The organism is Thalassobellus sediminis (genome assembly GCF_044386045.1).
Classification (GTDB): Bacteria; Bacteroidota; Bacteroidia; order Flavobacteriales; family Flavobacteriaceae; genus Thalassobellus; species Thalassobellus sediminis.
Map to the genome: position 1 here is coordinate 150,844 of NZ_JBISCD010000038.1, position 22,006 is coordinate 172,849.

A 22,006-nucleotide genomic window follows, 5' to 3' on the forward strand; every position below is an offset into this window, starting at 1 on the left:
AACTTAAAATTTATTTTTTTCAATACACATTACTTTCAAATAACTAACAATGTCTCCATTGCGGATGCAAAAATACAACTATTTTTAAATGTCGCAACACTAATATAATTTTTTTTAAAAAAAAATTATATTAGTACGCTTTTGCAAACAACACTCTACCTTTAGAAGGTTTTCCAGAGTACACACAAACACCTTCTTCTGCCTTCATTTCTAAAGGAATACATCTAATAGTTGCTTTAGTTTGCCCTTTTATTTCTTCTTCTGTTTCATTTGTACCATCCCAATGCGCAGAAATAAATCCTGTTTTTGTTTCTAAAACAGCCTTAAATTCGTCAAAAGTATTTACTTCTGTAATATGATTATCTCTAAAATCTAAAGCCTTTTTAAATAATGAGTCTTGTATCTCGCTCATTAAACCTTCAACTTTATCAATTAAAGTATCGAGTGCAACTACCTCTTTAGTTAAAGTGTCTCTTCTAGCTAATTCTACCGTACCGTTTTCTAAATCTCTTGCGCCTATAGCAATTCTTAAAGGCACACCTTGCAACTCATGTTGTGCAAACTTAGCTCCTGGTCTAAATGTATCTCTATTATCAAACTTAACCGATATATTTTTAGCTCTTAAATCTTTCATAATGCCATTTACTACTTCTGTAATAGCATTAAGTTGTTCTTCATTCTTATATATAGGAATAATGACTACTTGATTTGGTGCTAAATTAGGAGGCAATACTAAGCCTTGATCATCACTATGTGTCATAATTAAAGCGCCCATTAATCTGGTGGATACACCCCAAGAAGTTGCCCATACATAATCTTGTTTCCCTTCTTTATTAGCAAACTTAACATCAAAGGCTTTTGCGAAATTTTGTCCTAAAAAATGAGATGTTCCTGCTTGCAACGCTTTTCCATCTTGCATTAATGCTTCAATACAAAATGTTTCATCGGCACCTGCAAAACGTTCACTCTCCGTTTTCACCCCTTGTACAACAGGTATTGCCATGAAGTTTTCAACAAAAGTTGCATATACATTATTCATTAATTTAGCCTCTGTCAAAGCTTCTGCTTTTGTTGCATGTGCCGTATGTCCTTCTTGCCATAAAAACTCAGCTGTACGTAAAAACAGACGTGTACGCATTTCCCAACGTACGACATTGGCCCATTGGTTAATTAACAATGGTAAATCTCTATAAGATTGCACCCAACCTCTAAACGTATTCCATATAATAGCTTCACTGGTAGGGCGAACAATTAGTTCCTCTTCTAACTTAGCTTCTGGATCTACTCTTAATTTCCCAGGTTTATCAGGGTCATTTTGCAATCTATAGTGTGTTACTATGGCACATTCTTTTGCAAAACCTTCGGCATTTTTTTCTTCGGCTTCAAATAAACTTTTTGGCACAAATAATGGAAAATAAGCGTTTTGATGTCCAGTTTCTTTAAACATTCTATCTAATTCTGCTTGCATTTTCTCCCAAATTGCATAGCCATATGGCTTAATTACCATACAACCTCTAACGGCCGAATTCTCTGCAAGGTCTGCCTTTACAACCAATTCGTTATACCATTTTGAATAATCTTCTGCTCTACTGGTAAGTTTTTTGCTCATATAAATGTTTTGGCACAAATATTGTGACTATGTTAAATATAAAAATAGTTCAGCAAAACTAACTATTTTTGTTATGTCCAACAATTAAATTCTATAGATATGCAACTTAATGACTACTTAAAACGAAAAATGCCATTCTTAGCAGCAATTACTTTGCTGCTTGGTTTATCATCATGTGGATCATACCAATATGTTGGTGTAGATAGTGATGGAATTTATGGTGACAATACAGTTAGAGTAATTCAACAAGAGACTGCAGCTGTCGAAGTACCTAATGAGAATAACAATAGTTATTATAAAAACTATTTTAAAAATAAATCGCTAGAAGCTGATTATTTTATTTCTAATAATGAAATCTTCACAGATATTGATTCGTATGAAAGTAATAATTATATTGAAAATGATTCTTTAATCGATACTAATGATTACCAAGGTTATGCTGGCTGGGGACAAGACAGCAATAGTGTTACTATAAACTATATAGACAACGGTTGGAATAACTGGGGTTGGAATGGTGGCTTTGGCTATGGTATAAATAATTGGGGCTGGGGTTATAACGGATGGAACAATTGGGGCTGGAACCGATGGAATAACTGGGGCTGGAACGGTGGTTTTGGTTGGGGCTGGAACGATCCTTTTTGGTGCTCTCCTTTTTACGGTGGTGGTTTTTATGGTGGTTGGGCTTATAACGGTTGGGGCTACAGAAACAGAGGTTTCTATGGCAATAGCAACAGATATTACACAAGAAATAATACTTCCTTCAATGCAAGCAGAAGAGGTAGTTATGCTTCAGTAAATAACAGAAATTTAATTAGCAGGTCTAGTAACATTAATAGACGTAGTAGTATTTCTAATACTCAAAACAGAACAGCTATTTCAAAATATAACACTTCTAGAAGAAACAGTTCTTCTACTATTGCCAACAGAAATACAACACGATATTCAACAAGCGGTAACACCGTTAGACGAAGTTCTAATACTGCAACAAGAAATTACAGTCCAAGAACTCAATCTGGCAATACAACGATGCGGAGAAGTACTTCGGTAAGAACACCGTCTTCAAATTCAACATCAAGAGCAACATCTTCTAATGTACGAAGAAGTTCAAGTTCAACTTACACACCATCTAGAAGCAATTCTAGCTATAGTAGATCTTCATCATCTTCAAGAAATTCTAGTTACACACCTAGCAGAAGTAGTTCTTCAAGTTCAAGTTCAGCTTCAAGGTCTTCAAGCAGTAGCAGTAGAAGTTCTAGTGGAAGCTCAAGAAGTTCTGGTTCTTCAAGTGGTGGAAGACGTCGCTAAATCTTATAAAAAACAATAAAAAAATACACATGAAAAAGTTAAATTTACTGTTCATAGGGTTGCTTTCTATGTCCACAATATACGCACAAGACATTAGTGATGCACTACGTTATTCACAAGATGAAATTCAAGGATCAGCCCGTTTTAGAGCCTTAAGCGGTGCTTTCGGAGCCTTAGGTGGCGACATGAGTGCTGTTAGTTTAAATCCTGCTGGATCAGCTGTTTTCAGCCAAAGTCACGCATCATTCTCATTATCAAATATAGACACCGAAAATAACTCACAATACTTTAATGGATTAAACATATCTAATGATTCAAATTTTGACATAAACCAAGGAGGTGCTTCTTTTGTATTTGCTAGCAATAATAATTCACCTTGGAGAAAGTTCACCATTGGCATAGCCTATGAAAGAACTAACAATCATAATGATAACTGGAGAGCTATTGGAACAAACACAAATAATCAATCTATTGATTTATATTTTTCAAATTATGCAAATGGTGTTAGACTAGGAGATATTTCTTTAATTGGTGATGAATTTATAGAAGATGCATATCAAGATATAGGAAATGTTTTTGGTTTTCAACATCAACAAGCATTTTTAGGTTATCAAGCATTTATACTTGAACCAGATTTGGATGATGATGACAACACAACGTATTCATCAAATTTAGGAGATGGTACTTTCCAACATGATTACTCTTATTTTGCTACTGGATATAATGGAAAAGTTACATTTAACATAGCTACTCAATATGAAGATAATTTATATTTAGGGCTAAATTTAAATTCGCATTTTATAGATTATCAACGTTCAACATTTCTTTCTGAAGACAACAACAATTCTAACTCTTTAATTAATTTTATTGACTTTGGTAACACATTATCTACTACAGGAAACGGATTTTCATTCCAATTAGGAGGTATTATAAAATTAAGCCCTGAGTTTAGAGTAGGCATAACTTATGATTCGCCAACATGGTACACTATTGAGGAAGAAACAACACAATCGATAAATACTAATTTAGCAGATTCTGATATTGATTTTATTGGTGATATTATAAATATTTACCCTCAATACAAATTACAAACACCAGCAAAACTAACAGGTAGTTTAGCATATGTTTTTGGAAAACAAGGTTTATTAAGTTTTGATTATTCTACAAAAGATTACAGTGCTACCAAATTTAAACCAGAAAATGATTATATAGATTTAAATAGTGACATTACAAATGTATTAACTACAGCATCAACCTATAGATTAGGAGGAGAATATAAAGTGAAACAATTTAGTTTTAGAGGTGGTTACCGCTTTGAAGAAAGCCCATATAAAGATGGTGTTACAGTAGGCGACTTAACAGGTTATTCTTTGGGGGTTGGCTTTAATTTTGGAAACACAAAACTAGACTTAACTTATGACCAATCTGAACGTTCATCGGCAATACCTCTTTATAATATTGGCTTAACAGATGCAGTAAACATTAATAGAATAAACTCAAATTTAACACTATCTTTAAGTTTCAATATTTAAAAAATAGTGTTACAAAATACTCAAAAAGCTTGAACTTAAATAGTTCAAGCTTTTTTATTTAAATGTAATTTATTCAGTTTTTATCAGACAAACAGATTACAATTAATTGTTTGTTAAGATAAAACATAAGAAAACGGAATTACTTATCTTTGCAGACTTAAAACGCGACTTTTTTATAGATGAAAATTGACAATAACATAGAAGAATATGACTCTTTAGGAGAAGACCATATTGGAACTTTATCAAATACACCGCTTCGAACGGATGCTTTTAAGCTTTCTAACGAAGAAAAAATAGATATCATTAAAGACGATGTTCGCCATATTATGGAAACATTAGGGCTTGATTTAACTGACGATAGTTTAAATGGCACACCAAATCGTGTTGCAAAAATGTTTGTTAATGAGATTTTTGGAGGCTTAGATCCTAAGAAAAAACCAAAGGCTTCAACGTTTGATAATAAATATAAATATGGCGAAATGCTAGTTGAAAAAAACATTACTGTTTACTCAACTTGCGAACACCATTTACTACCTATTGTAGGAAGAGCTCATGTTGCATACATTTCAAATGGTACTGTAGTTGGCTTATCAAAAATGAATCGTGTGGTTGATTATTTTGCAAAACGTCCGCAAGTTCAAGAACGTTTAACCATACAAATTGTAAAAGAATTACAAGAGGTTTTAAACACACAAGATGTTGCCTGTGTTATTGATGCTAAACATTTATGCGTTAACTCAAGAGGTATTAGAGATATTGAAAGTAGTACCGTTACTTCAGAATTTGGCGGAAAATTTAAAGAAGAAACAACACGTAGAGAATTTTTAGATTACATTAAATTAGACACTAAGTTTTAATCTAACCTATTTTTATAATAGTATAACAATAAACGGCTCAAGAAATTACAGATGCAGTTATATCAACATAATCCAATAAAATTATACAATTCACTTACGGGAACAAAAGAAACCTTTAAACCTATTACCGAAGGTTATATAGGCATGTATGTTTGTGGACCTACAGTTTATAGTAATGTGCATTTGGGAAATGTTAGAACCTTCATGTCTTTTGATATGATTTTTCGCTATTTAAAACATTTGGGTTATAAAGTTCGTTACGTAAGAAATATAACAGATGCAGGTCATTTAGAAAATGATGCTGATGCAGGTGAAGATAAAATAACAAAAAAAGCACGTTTAGAACAAATAGAACCGATGGAAGTCGTGCAACGCTACACAGTCGATTTTCATAACATTTTAAACACGTTTAATTTTCTTCCGCCAAGTATAGAACCTACTGCAACAGGTCATATTATAGAACAAATTGAACTTATAGAAACCATTATTAAAAATGGGTTTGGTTACGAAGTAAATGGTTCAGTTTATTTTGATGTACACAAGTTTAACGAAACCAAAGATTACGGTATACTTAGTAAGCGTAAGCTTGAAGATTTAATACATAACACCCGTGAATTAGACGGACAAAGCGATAAAAAGAATCCGCAAGATTTTGCTCTTTGGAAAAAAGCCGAACCTCAACATATTATGCGATGGCCATCTCCTTGGAGTGATGGATTTCCAGGTTGGCATTTAGAATGTACAGCCATGAGTACGAAATATCTTGGTGAACAGTTTGATATTCATGGTGGTGGTATGGATTTAAAATTCCCGCATCACGAATGTGAAATAGCTCAAAACGAAGCTGCCAAAGGAAAAAGCCCTGTAAATTACTGGATGCATGCTAATATGCTAGAGTTAAACGGACAACGCATGTCTAAATCTACAGGAAATACAGTAAATCCAGATGAATTACTTTCTGGAAATAATAACTTTTTCAGTAAAGCATATGCGCCAAGTGTGATTCGTTTTTTTATAGCACAATCGTCTTATAGAAGTGTATTAGATTTAACCGATGATGGTTTATTAGCCAGCGAAAAAGGGTTTTACAGACTTATGGATGGCGTTAATTTATTAGATAGCTTAACAGCTTCTGAAACGTCTTCAATTGATATTAGTGCATGGAAACAAAAATGTTATGATGCCATGAACGACGATTTTAATTCGCCTATTTTAATTGCGCATTTATTTGAAGCTACTAAATACATTAATCAAATTAAAGATGGTAGTGAGACATTAACTGCTGAAGATTTAACTACTTTAAAAGACACTGTAAACAGTTTTGTTTTTGATATTTTAGGATTAGAAAACGTGACTAAAAAAGATTCTGGAAGCGATAAACTTTCTGGAGCGGTTGATATTTTAATTAAGTTACGACAAGAAGCTAGAGCTAATAAAGATTTTGCTTTGTCTGATAAAATTCGCGATGAATTAGCTGAAGCAGGTATTCAGCTTAAAGACGGTAAAGAAGGCACAACGTTTTCTGTTAATTAGTTGCTTTGTCATTCCTGCGCAAGCAGGAATCCATTATAAATCTGAAATAAAATCAAACAGATTCCTGCCTACGCAGGAATGACAATAGCATGTTAAAAAAACTACTCATAGCTCCATTTTTGTTTTTGATAAAAGTGTATCAAACACTAATATCGCCATTAACACCTGCTACCTGTAGATTTCAACCAACTTGCTCACATTACAGCAAAGAAGCTTTACAAAAACATGGATTAATTAAAGGAGGCTGGTTAGCTATAAAACGTATTTTTAGTTGCCATCCTTGGGGAGGTTCTGGGTATGATCCTGTGCCTTAAAAACCTACAAAAAATACTAACTCTTAATCAAACCTTATAGCCTTCACAGGAGATATTTTGGTTATAATATAAGATGGAACTAAAAGCATAATTAAACACAAAATAAGCGTTCCTAAGTTTAAAGCTAACACATAACCAAAACTTATATAAACAGGAGCTTCAGTAACATAATACACACTTGGATCTAACGGAAACAACTTAAAGTATTTTTGAGCAAACAGTATACCTAAACCTAAAATATTCCCCCATAATAATCCTAAGAAAATTAAATACGAAGCATTATATAAAAACAATTTTCTAATACTCCAATTATTACTTCCTAAGGCCTTTAATATACCTATCATTTGTGTGCGTTCAAGTATTAAAACAAGTAATGCTGTTATCATATTTATGCCAGCAACCAAAATCATAATACCAATAATACCGTAAATATTTTTGTCAAATATTTTTATCCACTCGAAAATTGAGGCATATTTATCACTTACTGTTTGCGTATTAAAAGTAGATGGTGTGTTTTTATAAACTTCAATACCTTTTGTTTGTAAGTCATCAAAATCATCAATAAACACTTCAAAGTTACCTATTTGATCTTCTTTCCATTTATTAACACGTTGAATATGACGAATATTCCCAATTAAAAATTGTTTATCTAAGTCCTGAAAACCAGAATTATAAATACCAACAATATTAAAAGTTATAATATTAGGCAGTTTTTCTGTGTCTTCTTTTAAAAATACCATTTGAAAGGTATCATTAATTTTAAAACCCAATCGGTTAGCTAAATATTGCGAAATTAAAACCTCTTCACTCCATTTTTTATCGAAAATTGGCAACCTACCTTCAATTAAAAACTCTTTAAAATATTTCCAATCATAATCAGTTCCTACCCCCTTTAAAATAGCACCTTCAAAATCAGTTTCAGTACGAATAACTCCAAATTTAGTTGCCACCGCTTGAATATGAGTTATACCTTCAACCGATTTAAATTCTGGGTAAAACTTTTGTTCTTTAGATATAGGAAACAAACTTTCTTGTGAATTGTTACTATCGTAATTAGAAATAATAACATCGCCATTAAACGCCACAACTTTGTCGCGTATTTTTTGTTGCAAACCAATACCTGTTGCAATAGCAATCATCATAACTATAATACCAATAGCAATTGCAGCAATACCAATTTTTATTATTGGTGCCGATATGCTACTTTTATACGCTTTACTACCAATAATGCGTTTTGCTATAAAAAACTCGTAATTCAATTTATACAATGAGGTTTAATATTTTCAAAAATACAGTTTTATTATTTGTTTTAGTAATGATTTCTTGTGCAAACTTATCGAAATCTGAAGCTGGAAACCAGAACTCTGAAGTTGCCAAACAGAAGGAGGTTATAAATGAAGTAAAAAAAGATACAGGTATTATTGTTGGTGCAAATCAAACAACCTCTTATTTACCTCTATTAAAAGGAAAACGAGTTGGAATTGTAGCGAATCAAACAAGCGTAATTTTTAAAAAGGGTATAGATTCAATTCTTTTATTTGATCCCGAAACAAGAGAAACAAAATTAGAAAAACTTGTAAATCACAATACGCATTTAGTAGATTCTCTAATAACTCTAAACATAAATATAAAAACAGTATTTGCTCCCGAACATGGTTTTAGAGGAACTGCAGATGCTGGCGAACATGTAAAAGATGGTATAGATACCAAAACCCAATTACCTATTGTTTCTCTTTACGGAAAAAACAAAAAGCCATCGCCCGAGCAACTTAAAAACATAGACATCATCATTTTTGATATTCAAGATGTAGGCGCTCGATTTTATACGTATATCTCGTCGCTACACTATGTTATGGAAGCTTGTGCTGAAGCGAACATTCCTGTAATTATTTTAGACAGACCAAACCCTAACGGACATTATATTGATGGTCCTATTTTAGAAACTGCTCATTCAAGTTTTGTTGGCATGCATCCAATTCCCGTAGTGCATGGTATGACTATTGGCGAATATGCGCAAATGATTAACGGCGAAAAATGGTTAACAAATGGTATACAATGTGAATTAAACGTAATCTCTTTAAAAAACTACAACCATAATCTAAGTTATAATTTACCAATATATCCGTCTCCTAACTTACCAAACGATAAATCTATTAACCTGTACCCTAGCTTGTGTTTTTTTGAAGGCACAAATGTAAGCGCAGGAAGAGGTACAAAGTTTCCTTTTCAAATTTTTGGAAGTCCATTTTTAAATGCGGAATTATATGATTTTGAATTTACTCCGCAACCAAATTTTGGCTCGAAATATCCAAAACATCAAGATAAATTATGCTTTGGTAAAAATTTAATCTTAACAGAAAATCTTAATACTTTGAATTTAGGTTGGCTTATTGAAGCTTATAATAACTCTAAAAATAAAGATGATTTTTTCAACGCATTCTTTACAAAATTAGCTGGTACCAAAAAGCTACAACAACAAATTGAAACTGGCTTAGGTGAAACTGAAATAAAAGCAACATGGCAAGAAGGCTTAAAAATCTTCAGAAAAACAAGAGCTAAATATTTAATTTATAAATAGATTATTAAACTTTAATCCGTTTTTTCATATCTTCAACAATATTAAAAGCGGCAGGACATATAGCTACATTCTTTAATGTTAAATTAGAAATTTGCTGAAACTTTTTTCTATCAGTGTGCGGAAACTCTCGACAAGCTTTTGGTCGTACATCGTAAATAGAACAATAATTATCGGCTCCTAAAAAGGTACAAGGTACACTTTGCAACACATAATCGTTTTCCTCATCAATTCGCAAATACTGACTTATAAATTGCTGTGTTTTCATTCTAAAATGTTTAGCAATTCTATCTACATCTTTATCGGTAAACAACGGTCCGGTGGTTTTGCAGCAATTAGCACATTTTAAACAATCGGTGCGCTCAAATTCTTCCTCATGTATGTCTTCCATCACATAATCTAAATTTTTAGGCGTCTTCTTTTTTAGCTTCGCGAAGAATTTTTTGTTTTCGTTATGCTTATCTTTGGCGAGCTTTGGAAGATTATTTATAATGTCTTGCATGGTGCAAAAATAATATATTTATTATGAGATTTCCGCCTTTGCGGAAATGAAAAAATAGCATTATTAATGAAAGACCTTTTCGGCAACGCCTTATTAGATTATCAAAACGAAGATTATACCGAAGACATTATTACTTCTACAAGTATTTCTGATGAGGACACATTACCTCTACCCTATTTATTTCGTGATTTTGAAGAGATGCCCAAATTAGAACAACAAGCTTTAAAATTAGCAAAAGGTAGTATTTTAGATGTTGGCTGCGGTGCTGGAAGTCATAGTTTGTATTTACAAGAAAAAGGTTTAAAAGTTAAAGCAATAGATATCTCAAAAGGTGCAATTGAAGTAACAAAACAACGTGGCATTTTAAATGCTGAAGTGAAAAACATTTTAGATGAAACTGAAACCTTTGATACTGTTTTATTACTAATGAATGGTACAGGTATCTTTCAAAAATTAACTCAAGTTTCAAAACACTTAACGCATTTAAAAAGTCGGTTAAAACCTAACGGACAAATTTTAATAGATTCATCGGATATTAAATATATGTATGAAGATGAAGATGGCGGTTATTGGATGGATACCAACTCTAGTTATTATGGTGAACTTGATTATTTCCTTTCTTACAAAGGCGAAAAAGAAGCTCCTATGAAATGGTTGTATTTAGATTTTAAAACATTAGAACTCGCCTGTGAAACCGTTGGATTAAAATGTGAATTGGTTTTAGAGGGTGAGCATTTTGATTATTTGGCGAAGTTGAGTTGATTTATCATTCCTGCGAAGGCAGGAATTTTATAAATTGAAACTTCATATTCTATCTCTAATAAGAAATGACTAAATCAATGCTTAATATTTTCTTTAATATATTTTCGCAATATTTTTTTGTAATACTTTCTCAATTCTTTTGAAACTTCATCCTCTTTAATCTCTTTTGAAATAGTTATTGCATTTAAATATATTGTCGTTTTACTATCTTTAAACGAAACCATAGAAAATCTTAAATCTTTAATAGTATCTTTATCCAATATTAATTCATCAATACTATAAAAATTAAAAACTTTAGGGTTATGGGTATTAAATGTTGAATCAGGAACTACGGAAACCTTCATTTTTCCCATTTCGCTTAAAACATCTTGTTGACTTATTTTTACATTAATTCTATTCTTAAAAAACCTAACATTTCCTTTCGATGAAAAATAAAAATCGTAGTAAAAAGGTCGTGATGTAGCCATAAAAACCAAAATAGTTGGCAACAATAAAAGTATTGGATTTATTACTATTTTATTAAAATGAAGTCTATCAAAAATAAAAATTCTTTTCAAGAAATAATATGCAATTGGCAAAATTGATAATGCTATATAATCGGTATAGTCAATAACTCTTGTTATTTTAATAAAAGTGATTGCATTATAAAATTCTATAAAGTCTTGAGAAAAAGGTGATTTCCAAAAAATAAAAAACACGCCTGTTAAAATTACATTCCATTTAATTGCTTTTGGAAATAAAAAACTTAAGAAAAATGGAAAAACTAATAAACCAATGAAATCGGAAAACTTACCAGTAAACCAATTTGAAAACTGCAATTTAAAAAAATGATCGTTAAAAAATAACAGAACTATTCCAAAAATAAAGATGTAATTTAATAAATAGTATTTTCTGTTTTCCATTTTAAAATATAATATTAAAGTCTATATCTATAATGCCCAATTATTTTAAAACTAAACAAACAATCTTCTAAAACTTGACCTCCTCCAATATTATGAACAATTAAATATCGTTTGCCATCATTAGATTTCTTATTAACTACAATACCTATATGAGTAATAGCACCTCCTAAATTCCAACAAACAACATCTCCAGGCTTATAATCATTTGGGTTTTTAGAGATTAGTTTCTCTGCGCCTTGTCTTTTAAAATACGTCATTAAATTAGGGACACGCCTGTGGTCAATATTTTTATCTGTAGTTTTTAAACCCCATGTTTTTGGATACAAATTAAAATGCGCTTTCATATCCTCATGTACTCCCTTTTGTAAATCGACACCTAATTTCCTGTAAGCTCTAATTACAACATCTGTACAAACGCCTTTATTAGACGGTACATCTCCGTTTGGGTACTCAATTGAAAAATAACTTGGATCGTAAGTAACCTTTTGCTTTGTTAATTCTAAAGCAGCATCAGAAAGTGTTAATTGCTCAACAATATTTTGAGCTTCAATAAAACTGAAACAAAAAATAAATAAAATGAAAAATAGTTTTTTCATAACACACGTATATTCATTCCTTTTATGAGATTCCCGCCTGCGCGGGAAAGACAAAAACTTAACTTTTTAGAAATCAAACTTAAAAGTAGCACCCGCTAAAAACTGAATACTTTGTACCGGAAAATTTTGCCAGCGTTGATAACCTTCATTAGCTATGTTATTTGCCTTTGCAAATACCGAAATTTGATCGTTTATATGATAACCAACATGTGCATTAGCATCAAAATAACTATCTAAAGTAACAGTAAACGGAGTTGCTGCAATAAGTTGATCATTTAAAAAGAATTGATCTTTTCGTTCTCCTACGTAGAATAAATTAGCACCAGCAAACCAATTTTCATCTATTTGGTAATCTAAAAACAGAGAACCTTTTACATCTGGTAAGTTCCAAGCTTCTGCTTCGTTGTCGGAAGAATAACTAAAATATTCCGCTTTCAATCCTAATTTAAAATTTCGGTTAACATCTACATTTATTTCTCCTGCAACCCCAAACGTATCTATATCATCATAAACGATTCCAAAAGAATTCCCATAAGTATAATTTTCTCCTGTAGTTGTTATATCATTATTTCTGTAAAGTGCTTTATTTCTATCTGCTATATAACGTCCGCTAATATTATAACTCATGTTACTAGACAACTTTCCTTTTAAACCTACATAAGCGTTATATAATTGGTCTGTTGGCGTTATAAATAACGTTGGTGAAACAAACTGATTCTCTGTTGCAAATCCGTAATACGAATTCTGAATTAAATCACCTTGAATACCTCCATAAGCAATCAATACATCGTTAACCAATCTGTAAGTAGCCGTTACATTTGGATAAATATAAAACTTGCTACCACTTGATTCTTTATCGTTTAAATAATAAGCAGAAAACCCAAGATTAACCGTTAAATCATCTTCTTTCATTTGATATGTTGGCGATATACCAACTTGGAAATTACCATAATTTAATTCGGTATTTGTGAAATAATTTCTATCAAACGTTCCGCCTAAATAATCTATTTTTATATCGGTTGATACCTCTACTCTATTTATTGGAATATCTACCGTTGCTTTTGCTATAAATCTATTTTCACCTGAACCTTGGTTATCTCCAAAACGTCTAAAAAAGAAACTTCCTGAATTAATATAAGTATCTTCAAAACTAATATCACCACCAAAATGTGCATTAAAAAACGAATGATTGACTTCAATGCCATCTGTTTGCGCTTGTGGAATTATAGATTTCGGCACACCATACCAATTATACATTTGATGCTGAAATCCTGCTTCTACATTCCACGCTAAATCACGTAAACGAGAGGCATAATTCACATTAATTTTTGAGTTTGAAAAATTATCATCAAAAGATAAACCTTCAATACCACCGGCAGAAGAATGATGACTTAAATAGCCTCCAACACTTTCATTTCTGCTAATAGCATGATTTAAATAAACTTCGCCTAAAATAGTAGTATAGGTTCCTACTCCTAAAGTTGCATAATTATCATATAACTTTATAGGTTTTGCCTTTTCTACAACCGCTGCTTTTCCTTTTGCAGGTGTAAATGTTGATGCTACTGGAAATGAAAATATATTATACTTAATATCCTTTTTTGTTTCTGTAGTTTCATCTTCTAAAGACGGAATTTCTTTTACCTTAAAAGCATCAGAAATAGATGGCGTATATGGTTTTACAACATCTATCACACCTGTATTAATGGTGTCGTTCTTTCTGCTTTGAGAAAAACCTAAAAATAGGGTTAATGTAAAAACCGTTGTTAATATTTGTTTTATGTGCTTTCGCATATTTTATTTGTTTTTTTATTTGATTGACTCCTAATCATTCCCACGAAATCGGGAATCCACATTATAATAATTCAGGTTTTATTTTATAAGATTCCTGCCTTCGCAGGAATGACAATTTAACTCGAACTAAGAATTAATTCTCTTCAGTTTGTATAGATGAATTTGTTTTAGCTTCTTCCGTTTTTATTTTGCTTAATTCCGCTTTGGCTTCATCAACAACATCGTCAAATTCTTTAAAATTTTCAATAACACTTTCTAAAATATAAGTGGCTTGAAACGCATCATTTAAAGCATAAAAATTCTTTGCCATTAATACTAAACCTTTGGCACTATAATATTTGTAAGCTGAAAAATCTTTAGCTAATTTTTGTACTGATTTATTAGAAGCTTCGTATTTACCTTCTTTATTTTTAAAATAAGCATTGTAATATAAAGCTTCAGCTGCTGCTTCACCTGTTGCTGTTTTTTCAACTTCTGCATAAGCCACTTTTGCTCGGTCTTCATTTCCTGTTTTTATAGCAGAACGTGCAATAATAATGTGCGCATCACTTTTAATTTTATTATCAATTTTTGATTTTTTCAATACTTTTTCAGCATAAGAAACCGCATCATCATAGTTTTCTAATTGATAATTAGCTTTCATTAAATTAGATTGCGCAAATACTACATTCTGCGGAAAATCAGCTTCTTCCTCTAAGGTTTTCAATAAAGGTATGGCAGTATTCCAATTTTTAGATTCTAAATAAAACTGAGATAAACGTGATAAAGCTTCCTCTGAATATTCACTTCTTGAGGCATCTACAACATATTTATAATGTGGTGCTGCATTTGCAAGTAAGTCTTTTTTATAATACAATTGTGCTACATAAAAATGAGCCTGTAAAGTGTGTATACCGTTTGGAAACTCATTTAAATAACCGTTAAATTGTTTGATGGCCTTATCGGTATTATTATCTAAATATTGTTTTTCGGCAGCTTCGTAAGTAGCATTATCTAAATCGGCATCGGTAACCTCTACATAATCTAAAGTCCGTACCCAAGCCGCATAATCATCAACACGTCCTAAATCGATATAAATTAAACGTGCCGTAGAAACTGCTTGAACCGCCTCTGGAGTTCCTGGGTAACTACCTGCAACCTTCTTGAATTTGGTTAATGCAAGATCATTTTCACTTCCGTTATAATAAACCAATCCTTGACGCAACAACGCTTTTGGTACAAAAGAACTCATTTTATACTCGCTACTTAAACGATTATAAACCTGCATAGCTTTATCTGTTTCATTCGCTTTTACATAAGAATTCCCTAATTCGTATAAGGCATCATCACGTAATTTAGATTTTGGATATTTAGAAATAAAGTCATCTAACTCTTTTATTTTTTTTGAAGATTGCCCCGCATACCCAATACTTATTGCTTTTTGAAAAAAGGCATAATCTGATTCTATCTCGCTTAGCTTAATAGCTTTTTCGTAAGCATTAATAGCGTTGGTATATTCACTAGACACAAAATAAGCATCTCCCAATCTTAAATAGGCATCATTTAATCTTACTTTATCATCTTTCCTTTTAGAAATAAATTGATTAAAATATTGAGTTGCTTGTGGGTAATTTTTCAACTTAAAATACGTGTAAGCTAAGTTATAATCTATATTTTCTATTTCTGGTGTTGATGTCGACTCGGGTTGCTGTTGAAACTGTTTAAAACCAACTAAAGCATCATCATAATTAGTTAAATTATAATCGGCTTCAGCTTTCCAAAACATTGCTCGTGCTGTGTATTTGGGATCTCTAGGTTCTTTTAAAGACGCATCAAAAAGTGATTCTGCATCTAAATACTGATTTTCATTATACAATTCAACACCTCTATAAAAAGCTACTTTTTGATAAGCCACTTTATTTTCGAAACTATTTTTTCCTTTTAATAGTTTCAAAGCTTCTTTATAGTTTTTTGATGTGATGTAAGAATCAATCAAAAGCGTTTCAACTTCATCTTTATAACTCGTATTCGGATACTTTTCTAAATAACCAGCTAAAACTTGAGGAGCCGATTGATACGGATTCCCGATTTCATAACTAATTTTAGCATAATTTAACCAAGCATCTTCTTGAATTTTTAAATCGAAATCCATTTGAGACGCATTTCTAAAGGCATTTAAAGCTTCTTGTTTTTTATCAAGATTTATGTAGCTCTCTCCTAAATGATAATAGGCATTTTGAGCAATAGCATTATTACCTCCGATTATTTTATTAAACTCTGAAATAGCCGTTTCATAATCGCCTTGTTTATAATGCGCATACCCTAATTGATAATAATCTGTATTATTCCATTTTGCCGTTCTATCACGTTTTCCTTTTTTTCCTTTATATGCTGTTAGAAAAGGAATAGCTTCAGCATACTGTTTTAAATTAAAATAGCTTTCACCTATTATTTTAGAAAGTTCAGATACTTCATCCGTGTCACTAGTTTCTAATCGTTCTTTAGCAAGGGTAATAGCTTTTTCAAAATTTCCGAGTTTAAAATTTAAATCGGCTTGATAATACGATAGCTTTTCTTTGTATCGTTCTTGATCGCTTACTTGATCGAAATATTCGTTTGCTCTATCATAATCATCGCCTTCATAAGCCATAAAACCTATATAGTATTTTGCTTGCGACCCATATTCTGGAGTGTTTTCAACTTTACTTAAATACTTTTTAGCAACTTTATATTGCTTTGTTGAAAATGCGGTGTAACCATTATTAAAATAGAACTTTTGCTTTTCTTTTTTACCTAATGCATTTTCGTCTACTTTATTATACCATTTTCTGGCATAAGCATATTTTCCATTCGTAAAATAATAATCGGCAACATCAACAAAAGCCGTATTTCTTTTAGTACTAGTTGGATAATCTTTAACAAAATCTTCAACTAAACTATCGGCATTTTGTTGGTTTAAACGCACCGCACAATTTGCTATATAATATGCACAATCTGATTGCAACACTTCTTCTTTAGCTGTTTTTTGTACATTTCCAAACAACGATTTCGCAGCAAGGTATTGTTGATTATTATAAAGAGACAACGCCTTCTGATAATCTACTAAACTACTTGTATATGTGGCAGATTGCTGTGCTATAATCTGGAAACTAAAACTTATAGCCAATAGTAATAAGACAATATTTTTTTTAGTCATTAATGATTCGTTTTTAATTTGATATTCAAAGATAATTCAATCTAAAAGCTATAACGCAACAATCGTGCTATAATTATAAACCGAGTTATTAAATGTTTGAAATTGACAGAAGACAGGAGTTGGAAGACAGAAGCTAGATGTTTTTGCAACAACTATTTTAAATTTTTAGCGTTTAACTTTCAACTTTTAACTAATTAATAATACATTTACAACACTTTAAAAATCATTTCAATTTATGCCAGACCCTATTTTACAATTAAAAGACGCTTCCATTTTTCAAGGTGAAAGTTTAGTGCTTTCTAATGTTAATGTAGAAATTAATAAAGGTGACTTTGTATACTTAATTGGAAAAACAGGAACTGGTAAAAGTAGTTTTATGAAAACACTTTATGGCGATTTACCTTTAACTGAAGGCGACGGACATATAGTCGATTTTAATTTAAAAACACTTAAAGAAAAAGAAATTCCGTTTTTAAGACGAAAATTAGGCGTTGTGTTTCAAGATTTTAAATTACTAACAGATAGAACCATCAACGATAATTTATTGTTTGTTTTAAAAGCTACAGGCTGGAAAGACAAAACTGAAATGAATACACGCGTCGAGGAAGTTTTAACAAAGGTTGACATGAAAACAAAAGGGTTTAAATATCCGCATGAGCTTTCTGGTGGTGAGCAACAACGTATTGCCATAGCCAGAGCTTTACTTAATAACCCAGAACTTATACTTGCCGATGAACCTACAGGAAACCTAGATCCGCAAACAAGCGTTGAAGTTATGGAGGTTTTACAAGAAATTAATAAAAACGGCAACACCATATTAATGGCTACACACGATTATGCATTGCTTTTAAAATACCCAAGTAAAACTTTAAAGTGTGATGAGAATGCTGTTTATGAGGTGGTACAGAGGAAAGGTTAAATATGTATAAAACAATAAAGAATAGTTTAAAAGCTTTAATTCCGAAATCATTTCTTTTTAAAAACGAACTGTTTTTTCGAAAATTTCATGGTGCATTTTATCTTGGAAAAAATCACCAATGCAATACTTGTGACAAACAATTGAAATCTTTTATCACATTAGAAAACAAAGATTTATTATGTCCTTTTTGTGGAAGTTTATCTAGAAACAGAAGACTTTGGCAACTACTTAATGATAACGATTCTATAAACGGAAATATTCTTCACTTTTCACCATCAAGAAGTCTTTATAGAAATTTCAAAAAAGAAAAAAGCATTACATATTATAGCTCCGATTTTGAAGATGAGTTTTTAGCCGATTATAAGTTTGACATTACTAATATTGAACAAGAAAACGAAAAATTTGACACGATTATCTGTTATCATATTCTTGAGCACATTATTGAAGACAAAAAAGCCATGTCTGAACTTTACAGAGTTTTAAATCCAAATGGCACTATATTTATACAAACACCGTTTAAAGAAGGTGATATTTATGAAGATTTTTCTATTATTACTCCTGAAGATAGAGAAAAACATTTTGGACAAAACGACCATGTTAGAATCTATTCTGTTGGAGGATTAAAAGAACGACTAGAAAATATAGGTTTTAAAGTGCAGATTGAAAATTTTGATAAACATTCAGATGATTTATTCGTTGGTTTTAAATCTCCTGAAACTGTATTAATTGCTAAAAAATAATGCTTTCAATTTTAATCCCAACATATAATTACAATGTTTATCCCCTAGCTTGTCAATTAGAACAGCAAGCTCGTGACGCTAATATTGTATTTGAGATTATTTGTTTTGATGATGGCTCTAAATCGCAACTTAATTCAAAAAACAACTCTATTAATTCTTTAAATAATTGTAGTTTCAATGAACTTTCAATTAATATTGGCAGAAGTGCCATTAGAAACTTATTAGGGAAAAATGCTAAATATGAAACTCTATTATTTATTGATGCGGGTACCTTGCCAAAAAATGATACTTTTATAAAAAACTATTTATCCTTAATTTCAAAAGAAGTAGTAAGTGGAGGCATGACTCATTTAAAGAAAGAGCCGGAAGCAAAGTATAAACTTCGATGGATTTACACTAAAAAAAGAGAATCTAAAACTTTCTGCTCTTCAAATTTTATGATAAAAAAACAGACTTTTTTAAATTTTCCTTTTGATGAAACCTTAAAACAATATGGCTATGAGGATGTGCTGTTTTTTGAAACATTAAAGACGAATAATATTGATATTTATTCGTTTAACAATCCAGTAGTTCATGAATGTGATGATGATGCTAACACATTTCTTATAAAAACAGAAAAAGCCATTTGCAATCTGAAAAATTTAATAAAACAAAACAAATTAAATAAAAATCAATCAACAATCATTAAATATTATTTATATATTAAAAAATTAAGAATAAAAAATATCATAGGCAAATTATTTAAGTTATCTAAACCTCTTTTAAGTAAAAACTTAAGATCTAAACATGCTTCTTTATTATTCTATGACGCTTATAGATTAGGATATTTATGTTCTTTATAAAACTATTTTAAATGCCATATTTCTCTGTAATAATACCATTATATAATAAAGAAAACTTTATTGAATCAACTTTAAAAAGTGTTCTTAACCAAGATTTTCAAGATTTTGAGGTAATTATTGTTGATGATGGTAGTACAGACAAAAGTTTAGAAACAGTAAAATTAATTAAAGACTCCAGAATAGCTATTATTCAACAAACAAACAAAGGAGTTTCTTTTGCAAGAAATAAAGGGATTCAAATTGCCAAGGCTAATTACATAGCCCTATTAGATGCTGATGATTTCTGGCATACAAATCATTTATCAGAGCTAAAAAAACAAATAAATTTATTCCCTGACGCCGGATTGTATTGTAATAATTATGAAGTTTTGTATTCAAATAATACTTGTAAGAAAGCCTCTTTTAATTTTAAATTTAATGAAAACTGTATAATAGTCGAAGATTACTTTAAAGCTAGTATTATTAATCCTGTGGCTTGGACATCTGCCGTAGGCTTCTCAAAATCAAAATTTACAGATATTGGAGAGTTCAATACTTTATTAAAAACCGCGCAAGATTTAGACTTATGGATTCGGTTTGCTTTAAACTACAAAGTTAGTTTTAATCCAAAAATTACGATGACTTATAAATTATATATTGACAATAGTCTTTCCAAAAATGAATATAACGCTATTAGATATGATTTTATAAATAATTATAGAGAAGAAGAAGAAAATAATCCATCTATAAAATTGTATTTAGACATTAACCGCTATGCAGTAGCATTAAGGTGCAAAATAAATAAAGAAATAATATTATATAAAAAATTAAAATCTGAAATTGATTTAAATAATTTAAATTTTAAACAAAAAACACTTTTAAGGCTGCCTATTTTTGTATTAAAATTCAATAAAAAAATTCATAAATTTTTAATAAATAAAAATATATATATTAGTACTTATTCTTAAGTATCAAACTCTAAAATTAAATCTCTCCATTCTTCTTTTATTTTAGATATTGAAAATCTATCAATATCTAAAGCAGCATTATTTGCACACTTTTTGTACAAATATTTATCATTTATAAACCTATCCATTGCATTAGCTAAAGCATCTGGGTTGCAATTCTCAACTAATAAACCATTATACAAATTTTTAATAATTTCCTTTGGCCCAGCTTCGCAATCAACTGAAATCACTGGTGTTCCAAGACACATTGACTCAGGTAACACCATAGCAAAACCTTCTGACCGGCTTGTTAAAACTGAAAAGATAGCATTCTTAACATATGGAAATGGTTTTTTTGAAAATGCCTTAAAAACAACATTATCGTCAATATTTAATCCTTTAGAGTAATCTTTTATTTCATTCAAATCTGGTCCATCTCCTAATACAAGTAATTTAATATTTTGACTACTTAAAGAAGATAATTTATAAGCCTTTAAAAGTAATTTTAAATTTTTAGCCTTATCATGTATTCTACCATAATATATTATATAATTTTTCAAATTACTCAAATCTACTACTTGATTTGATTGCTGAAGTATATCATCAAATTGAAATGCATTATAAATTGTTGAAACTTTATTTAAATTATATAATTGTGTAAATTTCTCTGCAGCCTTATTAGAAACTGCAATCATTCTTTCATTACTATACAAATAAGTATTTAACCATTTGTACTTTGTAAAAGCTAAAGCTTTTTCAAAAGAATGAATGACATAAATAGTATTGTATTTATAAATAAATTTAGTTAAGATAAATTCTCTGTACCACTGATTACGAGGTCTATTATCTATAATTAAATCAATTTTATTCCGTTTTAAAAACTTCTTAAATATATAAAGTCTCTTAATTCTACCAGCAAAAGAATCCTTCTCTTTTTTAAAGCTCCCTAAATCAAACAAAACTCCCTTATAATTATATGCTATTCCAGAATCTACTGTAACAATAAACACTTCAAACCCTAAACTATCAAGTATAATAGATTGTGTGGCAGCAGACCTTTCTGCTCCTCCATTATCAAGAGATGTTGCAACAATACATACTTTCTTTTTCACCTAATAATATA

General features: G+C 30.7%; 19 protein-coding genes. 11 read left to right on the top strand and 8 right to left on the bottom strand.

What is annotated here, in order from left to right; translation table 11 throughout:
• Positions 1–130: 130 nt before the first annotated feature.
• On the bottom strand, positions 131–1,609 hold the full coding sequence (gene proS / locus ACH5TW_RS04045; RefSeq protein ID WP_439335198.1) for a proline--tRNA ligase: 1,479 nt from the start codon (positions 1,607–1,609) through the stop codon (positions 131–133).
• Between the two features lie 99 nt (positions 1,610–1,708).
• On the opposite strand from proS, the gene ACH5TW_RS04050 reads away from it, so the two are divergent.
• From ACH5TW_RS04050 to yidD, 5 genes are all read left to right on the top strand, one after another.
• Positions 1,709–2,914, top strand: coding sequence for a hypothetical protein (locus ACH5TW_RS04050; RefSeq protein ID WP_439335199.1), 1,206 nt, complete (start codon positions 1,709–1,711; stop codon positions 2,912–2,914).
• A gap of 29 nt (positions 2,915–2,943) precedes the next feature.
• The gene (locus tag ACH5TW_RS04055; protein WP_439335200.1) at positions 2,944–4,446 is read left to right on the top strand and encodes an OmpP1/FadL family transporter; all 1,503 of its coding nucleotides are present in this window, start codon (positions 2,944–2,946) and stop codon (positions 4,444–4,446) included.
• Positions 4,447–4,625: 179 nt separating this feature from the next.
• Positions 4,626–5,303 carry a GTP cyclohydrolase I FolE gene (gene folE, locus ACH5TW_RS04060; RefSeq protein ID WP_439335201.1) on the top strand — a complete coding sequence of 226 codons (678 nt, stop codon included), beginning with the start codon at positions 4,626–4,628 and terminating at the stop codon, positions 5,301–5,303.
• Between the two features lie 51 nt (positions 5,304–5,354).
• Positions 5,355–6,836 carry a cysteine--tRNA ligase gene (gene cysS, locus ACH5TW_RS04065; RefSeq protein WP_439335202.1) on the top strand — a complete coding sequence of 494 codons (1,482 nt, stop codon included), beginning with the start codon at positions 5,355–5,357 and terminating at the stop codon, positions 6,834–6,836.
• Positions 6,837–6,925: 89 nt separating this feature from the next.
• Positions 6,926–7,150: a membrane protein insertion efficiency factor YidD gene (gene yidD, locus ACH5TW_RS04070; protein WP_439335203.1), complete on the top strand. Its 225-nt coding sequence runs from the start codon at positions 6,926–6,928 to the stop codon at positions 7,148–7,150.
• A 23-nt stretch (positions 7,151–7,173) separates the two neighbouring features.
• Here yidD and ACH5TW_RS04075 read toward each other — a convergent pair whose 3' ends face one another.
• The gene (locus ACH5TW_RS04075; protein ID WP_439335204.1) at positions 7,174–8,409 is read right to left on the bottom strand and encodes an ABC transporter permease; all 1,236 of its coding nucleotides are present in this window, start codon (positions 8,407–8,409) and stop codon (positions 7,174–7,176) included.
• An 8-nt stretch (positions 8,410–8,417) separates the two neighbouring features.
• Between ACH5TW_RS04075 and ACH5TW_RS04080 the strand changes: the two genes are divergently transcribed.
• On the top strand, positions 8,418–9,728 hold the full coding sequence (locus ACH5TW_RS04080; RefSeq protein WP_439335205.1) for an exo-beta-N-acetylmuramidase NamZ family protein: 1,311 nt from the start codon (positions 8,418–8,420) through the stop codon (positions 9,726–9,728).
• Between the two features lie 4 nt (positions 9,729–9,732).
• Here the strand turns inward: ACH5TW_RS04080 and ACH5TW_RS04085 are convergent, their stop codons facing one another.
• Positions 9,733–10,227, bottom strand: coding sequence for a YkgJ family cysteine cluster protein (locus tag ACH5TW_RS04085; RefSeq protein ID WP_439335206.1), 495 nt, complete (start codon positions 10,225–10,227; stop codon positions 9,733–9,735).
• Positions 10,228–10,293: 66 nt separating this feature from the next.
• Between ACH5TW_RS04085 and ACH5TW_RS04090 the strand changes: the two genes are divergently transcribed.
• Entirely contained in the window at positions 10,294–10,989 is a 696-nt protein-coding gene (locus tag ACH5TW_RS04090; protein ID WP_439335207.1) for a class I SAM-dependent methyltransferase, read from the top strand.
• Between the two features lie 74 nt (positions 10,990–11,063).
• Here the strand turns inward: ACH5TW_RS04090 and ACH5TW_RS04095 are convergent, their stop codons facing one another.
• The 4 genes from ACH5TW_RS04095 to ACH5TW_RS04110 all read right to left on the bottom strand — a co-directional run bounded on the left by ACH5TW_RS04095 (position 11,064) and on the right by ACH5TW_RS04110 (position 17,456).
• Positions 11,064–11,891 carry a hypothetical protein gene (locus ACH5TW_RS04095; RefSeq protein WP_439335208.1) on the bottom strand — a complete coding sequence of 276 codons (828 nt, stop codon included), beginning with the start codon at positions 11,889–11,891 and terminating at the stop codon, positions 11,064–11,066.
• A gap of 14 nt (positions 11,892–11,905) precedes the next feature.
• Positions 11,906–12,487: a DUF1287 domain-containing protein gene (locus tag ACH5TW_RS04100; RefSeq protein ID WP_439335209.1), complete on the bottom strand. Its 582-nt coding sequence runs from the start codon at positions 12,485–12,487 to the stop codon at positions 11,906–11,908.
• A 66-nt stretch (positions 12,488–12,553) separates the two neighbouring features.
• The gene (locus ACH5TW_RS04105) at positions 12,554–14,281 is read right to left on the bottom strand and encodes a TonB-dependent receptor (RefSeq protein WP_439335210.1); all 1,728 of its coding nucleotides are present in this window, start codon (positions 14,279–14,281) and stop codon (positions 12,554–12,556) included.
• 133 nt (positions 14,282–14,414) lie between these two features.
• Positions 14,415–17,456, bottom strand: a complete 3,042-nt coding sequence (locus tag ACH5TW_RS04110) for a tetratricopeptide repeat protein (RefSeq protein WP_439335211.1) — start codon at positions 17,454–17,456, stop codon at positions 14,415–14,417.
• A gap of 235 nt (positions 17,457–17,691) precedes the next feature.
• Between ACH5TW_RS04110 and ACH5TW_RS04115 the strand changes: the two genes are divergently transcribed.
• The 4 genes from ACH5TW_RS04115 to ACH5TW_RS04130 are packed head-to-tail and all read left to right on the top strand — an operon-like array spanning position 17,692 to position 20,904.
• The gene (locus tag ACH5TW_RS04115) at positions 17,692–18,375 is read left to right on the top strand and encodes a cell division ATP-binding protein FtsE (protein WP_439335212.1); all 684 of its coding nucleotides are present in this window, start codon (positions 17,692–17,694) and stop codon (positions 18,373–18,375) included.
• 2 nt (positions 18,376–18,377) lie between these two features.
• Positions 18,378–19,115 carry a class I SAM-dependent methyltransferase gene (locus tag ACH5TW_RS04120; RefSeq protein WP_439335213.1) on the top strand — a complete coding sequence of 246 codons (738 nt, stop codon included), beginning with the start codon at positions 18,378–18,380 and terminating at the stop codon, positions 19,113–19,115.
• Complete coding sequence (locus tag ACH5TW_RS04125) at positions 19,115–19,957, top strand: glycosyltransferase family 2 protein (RefSeq protein WP_439335214.1); 843 nt, start codon at positions 19,115–19,117, stop codon at positions 19,955–19,957. The genes ACH5TW_RS04120 and ACH5TW_RS04125 overlap by 1 nt, the downstream gene beginning before the upstream one ends.
• Before the next feature lie 11 nt (positions 19,958–19,968).
• On the top strand, positions 19,969–20,904 hold the full coding sequence (locus tag ACH5TW_RS04130) for a glycosyltransferase family 2 protein (RefSeq protein ID WP_439335215.1): 936 nt from the start codon (positions 19,969–19,971) through the stop codon (positions 20,902–20,904).
• Here ACH5TW_RS04130 and ACH5TW_RS04135 read toward each other — a convergent pair.
• Complete coding sequence (locus tag ACH5TW_RS04135; RefSeq protein ID WP_439335216.1) at positions 20,901–21,995, bottom strand: glycosyltransferase; 1,095 nt, start codon at positions 21,993–21,995, stop codon at positions 20,901–20,903. The two genes, ACH5TW_RS04130 and ACH5TW_RS04135, sit on opposite strands and share 4 nt — an antisense overlap.
• Between the last annotated feature and the right edge of the window lie 11 nt (positions 21,996–22,006).